Origin of the sequence: Marinobacter sp. tcs-11 (assembly GCF_002049515.1) — a bacterium.
In the GTDB taxonomy this organism is placed as follows: domain Bacteria; phylum Pseudomonadota; class Gammaproteobacteria; order Pseudomonadales; family Oleiphilaceae; genus Marinobacter; species Marinobacter nauticus.
Window position 1 is genome coordinate 1 of the sequence record NZ_LLYU01000039.1, and the last position, 7,997, is coordinate 7,997.

Here is a 7,997-nt window from a genome sequence, read left to right on the forward strand (position 1 = left end):
CTTCCAGAGTTTTATGATCCAGTTTACGACCGTCAGTATGGCGCATGAGTAGGCAACTCCGATAAGGTCGGTTGAACAATGCCTACATTATAAATGATGTCCGCTTACTTTTGTACTTCTTAGTATATATTTTATTTCCAAACCATGGAATCGGTTCGGTTTCGTACCTGAGAACGCTTCTTTGACCTCCCTTCCGTACTCTGATTGCCAAGCGACACCAAACCCGGTGCTCGTGAAGCTCAACGCAATATGAAGAGGTCATGTATGAAAACCAAATTACGCAAAACCGCTGTTCCCGCAGTGGCCGCAGCAATCTTCAGCCTGATGTTTGCCGGTAGCGCCCAAGCTCATTGTGATGCTCTGGACGGTCCCGTGATTACCGAAGCCCGTGCGGCACTGGAGTCAGGCAATGTTAAGCCCTTGCTCAAATGGGTGCCGGCAAAGGATGAGGCCGAAATCAAAAGGGTATTCGCCGATGTGCGCCAAGTCCGCGGGCAAAGCGAAACTGCGAAAAACATTGCCGATCAGCATCTGTTCTCGACGCTCGTTGAGGTTCATCGTGCCTCCGAAGGCGCACCCTTTACCGGCATCAAGCCTTCCGGACAGATTGATCCGGGTTTAATGGCGGCGGATGCGGCGTTGGAAAACGGGCAAATTGATCGCCTCGTGGCAAATATAACCCGCAAGATCGAGAACGGTATTCGTGAGCGTTATCATGAGGCTCAGCGTGCAAGGGCCATGGCTGATCAAAGCAGCGATAAGGGGCGTGCCTTTGTCGCTGACTACGTCAATTACATTCACTATATAGAGGGCGTGCATGGCGCTGCTGGAGGGCAGGGGCACTAATTCCTATCTTCACGCAGACGCAAAGCAGGCTGACGGCCTGCTTTGCCGTTGTATTCATTTCCAGTTTCGCCTTCGGCTGAATTGGTACCATCATTCTATTAAGGCGCATCAAAAAACATAAATGAAGCCAACACCAATCTCCGCTTCATAATCATTCCGGGATATCGGGCAGCCATATTACTAACTGAGGGGCGTGCTGTGTTTTATCTAATTTCGGTATTTCCGCAATTAGAGAAAAAAATTCCAAGCGCCAGGTATGGAAGGCGTATCAGCGCGTTAAATCAAATCGAGGTGCGGCCGGTGTAGATGGCCAGACGATTCAGGACTTTGATCGAGACTTGAGTAAGAACCTCTATCTAATTTGGAATCGGATGTCCTCCGGCAGCTATTTCCCACCGTCCGTCAAAGCAGTTCCAATTCCGAAGAAAAGTGGAGGAGAAAGATTGCTCGGGGTACCCACGGTTAGCGATCGTATAGCGTAAACTGTGGTTACTATGACGCTGGAACCTATCCTGGAACCTGTCTTTCATGTGGACTCGTACGGGTATCGGTGCGGGAAATCCGCGCATGATGCGCTTGTGATCACGCGAAAGCGGTGCTGGGAAAGGGACTGGGTGCTGGAGTATGACATCCGTGGCTTGTTTGATCATATTGATCATGAGCTATTGCTCAAGGCTCTTGACCACCATTGCTCTGAATCCTGGGTGCTGCTGTATGTGAGGCGCTGGCTAACGGCACCGATGCAGACGAAAGATGGTAAGCAGGAACGACGGAACGTTGGCACACCACAAGGTGGCCCGTTATCGCCAGTTCTGGCAAACCTGTTTCTGCATTATGCATTGGATCGTTGGCTGACCGTTCGTCATCCGGATATCCCATTCTGCCGATATGCAGATGACGGAATACTGCGTTGTCGAAGTGAGCGTGAGGCTCAGTATCTGCATTCCCAGCTAGATATGCGTGAGGTGGACCCAATAGCTATTCACAGAGATGCCCAACAAACGAGTATACTGGCCTGTGTTTGTCCAGGCTGCTCGGATAAATCACCATCAGCTCCTTGCTAAGGCCAGGCTCACTCACGGGAATAGCCACCAGACTTCCATTTTGGACCTCCTCCCGTACAGAACTTTCAAGCACCAACGATGCGCCAAGTCCGACCTTAACCGCTTGCTTGACGGCTTCGGTGCTACCCAGCTGCATAGATACCGTCGGAAATGGCCCATGCTCACCGAAGTAGGTCGCCAAAAGCCGGCCAGTGCCGGTGCCGGGTTCGCCGCCGATCAGAGCCATGTTAGACAGCGTATCGCGGTCGATATCGGTTCGACGGGCTAACGGGTGACCAGGCGGAACGATTAGAACAACGGGCTCGTTACGCCACGCCTGAGCATGGAATCCGGGTAGATCATGCCACCACTCCATAATCGCCACGTCCAGCTCACCGTCCGATAAATGCCGTGCAATAGTCGGATTGGAATCTATTACCACATCCACCTCGGGCCCTACGCCCAGCTCCTTGTAACGACGGATGTAGGGCTGGAGCATATAAATCCCAATATTGGAGCTCGCCCCAACGCGAAGTCGAGCCTCCATAATGGAAGATCTCGCCTGCTCCTCCAGCCGGAGCAGACTTCGGGCAAAAGGCAACAAGGTTAAGGCAGCCCGGGTTGGCTCACAGCCAGAGCGCCCCCTGTGGACCAATAAAACGCCAAGTTGGTTTTCGAGTTTTTGAAGGTGCTGGGACAGTGTGGGTTGTGCGATGTCCAACTGGCGGGCTGCGGCCTGAAACCCGTTGTGGTCCAGCACCGCCACGAAACTCTTCAGCCAGACAAGATTCAGCATGGGCCGCTCTCGCGGCCACTGGGATCATTGATCGCATCACCCGGCCGCTCACCCCGAAGCACTTGCAGAATGTTCCGAGCAGCGCGTTGCTCGATAGCCAGACGCACCTGGCTGACTGCCGATCCGATGTGAGCAGTAAACAGCGTGTTGGGGTGGGCCCTGAGCCCCTGGGCGATCTCCCTCGGACGATCTTCTCTCGCCCAATCTTCCATCTCAAACACATCAGCGGCGTACCCCCCCAACTGACCGGATTGAAGCGCTTGCAGAACACTACCCTCATCCACCACAGATCCACGGCAGGGATTGATAAGGAATGCGCCCGGTTTCATTCCTGTTAGCGTTTCGCGATTAATGGTGTGGAGGGTTTGCTCATTGAGCGCCAGTGCCAGGATCACAATATCTGACTGGGCCAGCAGCATCTTGAGGGGAGTATGGGACAAACCCAGTGCCTGCTCATGCTGCACGGGTAAACGTTCCGGCTGGGAATAGATTAAATCCGCTCCCCATCCGTTCAGGCGCTGCGCCACCGCTTGGCCGATGGCCCCCATACCCACAATACCAATCCGTGAGCCTTCGATCCCCTGCCCATAGAAGCGTGGTGTCCAGCCAGTAAATTCACCGGATCGAACGAAGTGGTCCGCCGCCTTGACTTGTCGGGTGAGACTGATCGTCAGCCCGACCGTTAGCTCTGCAGTAGGCACGGTTAGCAAATCCGGTACAATTGTCAGCCAAACCCCATGACGCGTGCAGGCATCCACATCAAAGTTGTCATAGCCTTTCAGGGCTGCACCAATCACCTTCAAGCGCGGACACCCCTGTAGGAACTCCTCTCCAACTCGGTCTGGCATGAACGCCATCATCGCATCAGCGTCTGCAACGCGCGCAGCCACTTCCTCCTGGGGCAACGTGGCGCCGGATTGGTTGGTGACCAGCTCGCAATCTTGGGCAAGTTCATCCAGAACACTGTCATGGATCTTATGGGTTATCACAACCTTGGGTTTCATCGACGTTCCTTATTTGAATTTCTTACGAAGGCGGCCACTGAGACTGTCCACGACGGTGACCATCAACAAGATGACAATGAGAATGGCGCTGACTTCCTGATACTGCATGATTCTCAGCGAGCCCATCAATTCGAAGCCAATACCACCGGCACCCACCATGCCCATTACGGTCGAGGCACGGAAATTGTATTCCCAGCGATAAATGGACACGTCCGCGAATTGAGGAAGTACTTGTGGTAGCACGGCGTGATAGAGCACCTGCAAGCGAGTAGCGCCGGCAGCATCGGCCGCTTCCACTGGCGCCTCATCTACATGCTCAATCGCTTCGGCAAAAAACTTTCCAACCATGCCAATGGAGTGAAGACCGAGCGCCAGTACGCCAGGCAACGCCCCAAAACCAACAGCAGCCACGAAGATGATGCCCATGATCAGTTCCGGGACTGAACGCAAACCGTTTAAAAGGGTTCGAGTTACTTGGAACACCACCGGATGTGGAGAGGTGTTGCGCGCAGCCAGGAATGCCAGTGGCACAGACAAGGTTACTGCAATGGCAGTACCGGCAATGCTCATCGCAAGCGTGTCGATTAACGGCGACACCCAGCTGGCCACATTGGTGAAGTCAGGTGGAAGAGATTCGCCAATGAGTGTGCCTATGGCTGGCACGCCATTGGCAAGTGTATTGAAATTGAGCAGCCCTACGTACCAACTTGCGACAAAAATGATGAGCAGCACTAACAGCGACTGTCCGAGTTTTTTCCGCCAGCCTTTCGCGTGCTCATCCAGCACGGAGGCCGACGGGGCCGGCGACAGAGTCGCCGGTTCCGTCGTTGTATAGTTCATGGGGCACTCCTCACATTTTTGCGAAATCAAGATTGAGCAGGCCACCCATAGCGCGGATGACATCGTAATCTTCGTCGGTAATTGCCGCGAATCCCTCAGCCTTCAGGTTGTCGAGAATCTCCGGGTCATCGATCTGCAGAAAGGCTTTCTGAATGTTGCTCTTCAGCTCAGGGGCCAGGTTCGAACGCATGGCCCAGGGGTATTGAGGAAAGTCACCGCTGTAGCCCAGCACTTTGACCTTGCTCCGATCAATCAAACCGCGGTCCATCACATGCTCGAAGATAACTTCGGACAACCCTCCGGCGTCGGCATTGCCATTGGCGACGTTAACCGCAACAGCGTCATGGCTACCGACGAAATGAGCCTCATAGTCCTTTCCGGCTTCGAGCCCTGCCTTCTCAAGGAGTACGGCCTTGGGGATCAGGTGGCTGGAAGTGGATGCGCGGTCACCGTAGGCCATTTTCTTGCCTTTGATATCCGCGAAGGAGTCAACGCCAGAGTCCGCATTGGCAATAATGATGGAGCGATAAGTCGGCTTCCCGTCTACCACCATGGCGGCAAAGGGTTCAATGTCACTCTTACTCTTGGCCATCACATAGGACAACGGACCAAAGTAAGCCAGGTCAATTCGGCCAAAACGCATGGCTTCGATCATGGAGGAGTAATCGGTGGTAACAATCAGTTCTACTTCCTTACCAAGAGTGGTTTCCAGGTAATCCTTCAAAGGTTGGTTTCGCTTGATCAGTTCTGACGCGTTCTCATCCGGCAGCAAGGCAACTTTCAAAAGATCAGGGTCTGTATCTGCGGCATGGGCTGACCAATGGATGCCGAGCATCATTATCAGAGCCAGCAAAGAGTGAATCATTGTCTTCATTGTGCTATCTCCAGTACGTCTGTCGTTATCGGGGTGGTCTTAGGTTTATGGATGGCTGGTTTGCCTTCCGCAGCTACCACGCTGGGTGAACGGTGGTAAATCTCGTCCAGGTGTTTCGATTTCAGGTTTTCAGGAGCATCGTCAAAAACGATATGAGCGTTCGAAAGGCCGATGATCCGGTCTGCAAAACGCTGGGCGTATTCCAATTGGTGCAAGGAAATAACCGCGGTGATTCCATCTTCCTGACAAATATCGCGCAGTAGGCCGAGTACCTTTTCAGAAGTGGCCGGATCCAGGCTGGCAACGGGCTCATCGGCAAGAATCATGGATGGTTGCTGCACCAATGCTCTGGCGATTCCAACCCGCTGCTGCTGGCCGCCGGACAACTGATCTACTCGGGAAAGCGCTTTGTCAGCCAGACCTACGCGGTCGAGGCATTGCAGAGCCAACTCCAGGTCCTGCCGGGGCAGGGGAAGCAGGCTTCGCCAAGTACCGTGATACGCAAGTCTGCCTGTCAGCACATTCTGTAACGCGGTGTATCGTTCGATCAGCTGGTGATGCTGGAACACCATGGCGGTGCGGCTGCGGTGCTGTCGCAGGATTCTACGGTTGGTCAGTTCACCAAACTCGCCAGACACAACCTTCCCGGTTGTGGGCTTAACCAGGTGATTCAGTGAACGAAGCAGAGTGGATTTACCCGCGCCTGAAAGTCCCAGTAGCACGGTGAATTCGCCCTTGTGAAAGTGAACGGTGGTGGGTTTGAGCGCGAGGACGTTTCCCGGGTAGGTTACGCCCATACTCTCGACTCGAAGCATCACATTGGTTGATTGAGTTGGCGCCATAGGATCACCTTTTGCAATAAATAAGCTCGCCGTATTGCGAGTTACAATTGAACGGTAAAGCTGAGAGATGACACCGTCGTGTCACTGACGTGACAGTTTGATGAAGTGCTTTTGGTTCGCAAGGATTTTCCGAAGGGCTCTGTGAAATACATGGAGCTCAGCCAAAGTGGAACGAGCCACCCAGGAGCTTAAGCAACAAAAATTGCGTTCCACCGTCAGTCGGCGAATCTCACGGTACAGTTCGTCCGTGCTGAGTTCATCGAATTGCTTACCGACTATACTCTTGCCTTCGAGGAGGTCGGACGCGCTCTCCAATAGGTCGCGCTTCCAGGTGCTGACTATGGTGGGGTGGATCTGGAAACGGGCAGCAATTCAAGGTGTGGCCTTAAGGGTGGGCAAGGACAGCCTTGCACTTACTAATTCGAAATAAAGTAAGCGAACATTACCCGGAGATATAAGCCAAATCCGGATGGCCAAAAAACGATTTCAATAGTCGTGGCAATTTTTGCAAACGTCGAACTGCGTCGCCGCGTGCAGGTTGGTTTGAATAAGGGCGAGGCTAAGAACGCGCTGGCTCGTGCCGTCTTCCTGAACCGGCTCGGTGAACTCCGCGATCGCAGTTACGAGAATCAACGCTACCGTGCAAGCGGACTCAATCTCGTCGTCAGCGCTATTATCCTTTGGAATACGGTTTATATGGAGCGGGCGGTTCAAGCACTGCGCGAAGACGGCCGGGATATCGACGAGACGCTTCTGCGGCATCTTTCTCCATTGGGCTGGGAGCACATCAACCTGACCGGCGACTATATCTGGCAGCAGGACAAACAGGTCGAACAAGGAAAGTACCGATCGTTACGAACACTGCAGAGGTCTTAGCGTACGATTTTTTCCGTTTCGTGAGCTGACCCCGTCTACTCCATTGATGAAGCCTTTCTGGACCTGACCGGTATTGACCGGGTGGTGTCCTTCGAGGACTTTGGGCGGGAGGTTAAAGACACGGTTTACCAGAATGTCGGCTTACCGGTCTGCGTGGGTATTGCGCCCACGCGAACGCTGGCAAAATTGGCGAACTACGCCGCCAAAAAATACCGAGCGACGGGTGGTGTCGTCGATCTGACGAATCCTGAACGGCAGCGCAAGTTGATGGCCCGGGTACCGGTTGAGGAGGTTTGGGGCGTCGGGCGAAAACTCAGTGTCAGGCTTCAGGCCATGGGCATTGTCACGGCGTTACAGTTGGCGGATACCCATCTGTCGACGCTCAGAAAGCAGTTCTCTGTCGTGTTGGAACGTACGGCCCGAGAGCTCAATGGCGTTCCCTGTGTGCCGTGGGAGGATGTACCGGCCCTCAAGAAGCAAATCATGTGCTCCCGATCGTTTGGTCAGCCCCTTCAGAAACTGAGCGACCTGGAGGAAGCCGTTGCGCACTTTGCCACACGTGCGACCGAGAAGCTTCGGGCAGGTCAGCAGTATGCCGGAGAACTGATGGTGTTTATCCGCACGAATCCATTCAAGACCACGGCGCCTCAGTATTCCCGCAGTACCAGCGTTAAGCTGATCAAACCCAGTCAGGATACTCGTGTTATCGTGCAGCAGGCATTGAAGCTGCTACTGTAGTGGCATAGTGGATCTAAGGAGGGTCTGATTAACGCCTGATTTATCGCTGAATCGCTTTTCAACTCGAAAAAAAGCCATTCAAGCGCGATTTTGGCGTTATCACCCTCTGTTTTGTTCGATTTTTGCCTATTTCCCGCC

At 53.6% G+C, this 7,997-nt stretch carries 8 protein-coding genes and 1 pseudogene; 4 read left to right on the forward strand and 5 right to left on the reverse strand.

From position 1 onward, the window contains the following. Nucleotides 1-264 precede the first annotated feature (264 nt). Nucleotides 265-846: a DUF6448 family protein gene (locus ARC85_RS19340; RefSeq protein ID WP_011784782.1), complete on the forward strand. Its 582-nt coding sequence runs from the start codon at nucleotides 265-267 to the stop codon at nucleotides 844-846. Between the two features lie 494 nt (nucleotides 847-1,340). Further along, nucleotides 1,341-1,910: a reverse transcriptase domain-containing protein gene (locus ARC85_RS19345; RefSeq protein ID WP_081432065.1), complete on the forward strand. Its 570-nt coding sequence runs from the start codon at nucleotides 1,341-1,343 to the stop codon at nucleotides 1,908-1,910. Here ARC85_RS19345 and ARC85_RS19350 read toward each other — a convergent pair. The 5 genes from ARC85_RS19350 to phnC are packed head-to-tail and all read right to left on the reverse strand — an operon-like array spanning nucleotide 1,825 to nucleotide 6,245. Beyond that, on the reverse strand, nucleotides 1,825-2,685 hold the full coding sequence (locus ARC85_RS19350; RefSeq protein WP_011783503.1) for a LysR family transcriptional regulator: 861 nt from the start codon (nucleotides 2,683-2,685) through the stop codon (nucleotides 1,825-1,827). The two genes, ARC85_RS19345 and ARC85_RS19350, sit on opposite strands and share 86 nt — an antisense overlap. Beyond that, nucleotides 2,679-3,689 carry a phosphonate dehydrogenase gene (locus ARC85_RS19355; protein WP_023009204.1) on the reverse strand — a complete coding sequence of 337 codons (1,011 nt, stop codon included), beginning with the start codon at nucleotides 3,687-3,689 and terminating at the stop codon, nucleotides 2,679-2,681. Before ARC85_RS19355 ends, ARC85_RS19350 begins: the two co-directional genes overlap by 7 nt. A 9-nt stretch (nucleotides 3,690-3,698) precedes the next feature. Then, nucleotides 3,699-4,529, reverse strand: coding sequence for a phosphonate ABC transporter, permease protein PhnE (gene phnE / locus ARC85_RS19360; RefSeq protein ID WP_011783501.1), 831 nt, complete (start codon nucleotides 4,527-4,529; stop codon nucleotides 3,699-3,701). A gap of 10 nt (nucleotides 4,530-4,539) precedes the next feature. After that, the gene (gene phnD / locus ARC85_RS19365; RefSeq protein WP_286715943.1) at nucleotides 4,540-5,403 is read right to left on the reverse strand and encodes a phosphate/phosphite/phosphonate ABC transporter substrate-binding protein; all 864 of its coding nucleotides are present in this window, start codon (nucleotides 5,401-5,403) and stop codon (nucleotides 4,540-4,542) included. Next, nucleotides 5,400-6,245, reverse strand: a complete 846-nt coding sequence (gene phnC / locus ARC85_RS19370) for a phosphonate ABC transporter ATP-binding protein (RefSeq protein ID WP_286715944.1) — start codon at nucleotides 6,243-6,245, stop codon at nucleotides 5,400-5,402. Before phnC ends, phnD begins: the two co-directional genes overlap by 4 nt. A gap of 510 nt (nucleotides 6,246-6,755) precedes the next feature. Here phnC and ARC85_RS19375 point away from each other — a divergent pair. Next, nucleotides 6,756-7,121: pseudogene (locus ARC85_RS19375) on the forward strand (Tn3 family transposase); the annotation flags it as partial. Nucleotides 7,122-7,163: 42 nt separating this feature from the next. Next, complete coding sequence (locus tag ARC85_RS19380) at nucleotides 7,164-7,859, forward strand: Y-family DNA polymerase (protein WP_081698944.1); 696 nt, start codon at nucleotides 7,164-7,166, stop codon at nucleotides 7,857-7,859. Nucleotides 7,860-7,997 lie beyond the last annotated feature (138 nt).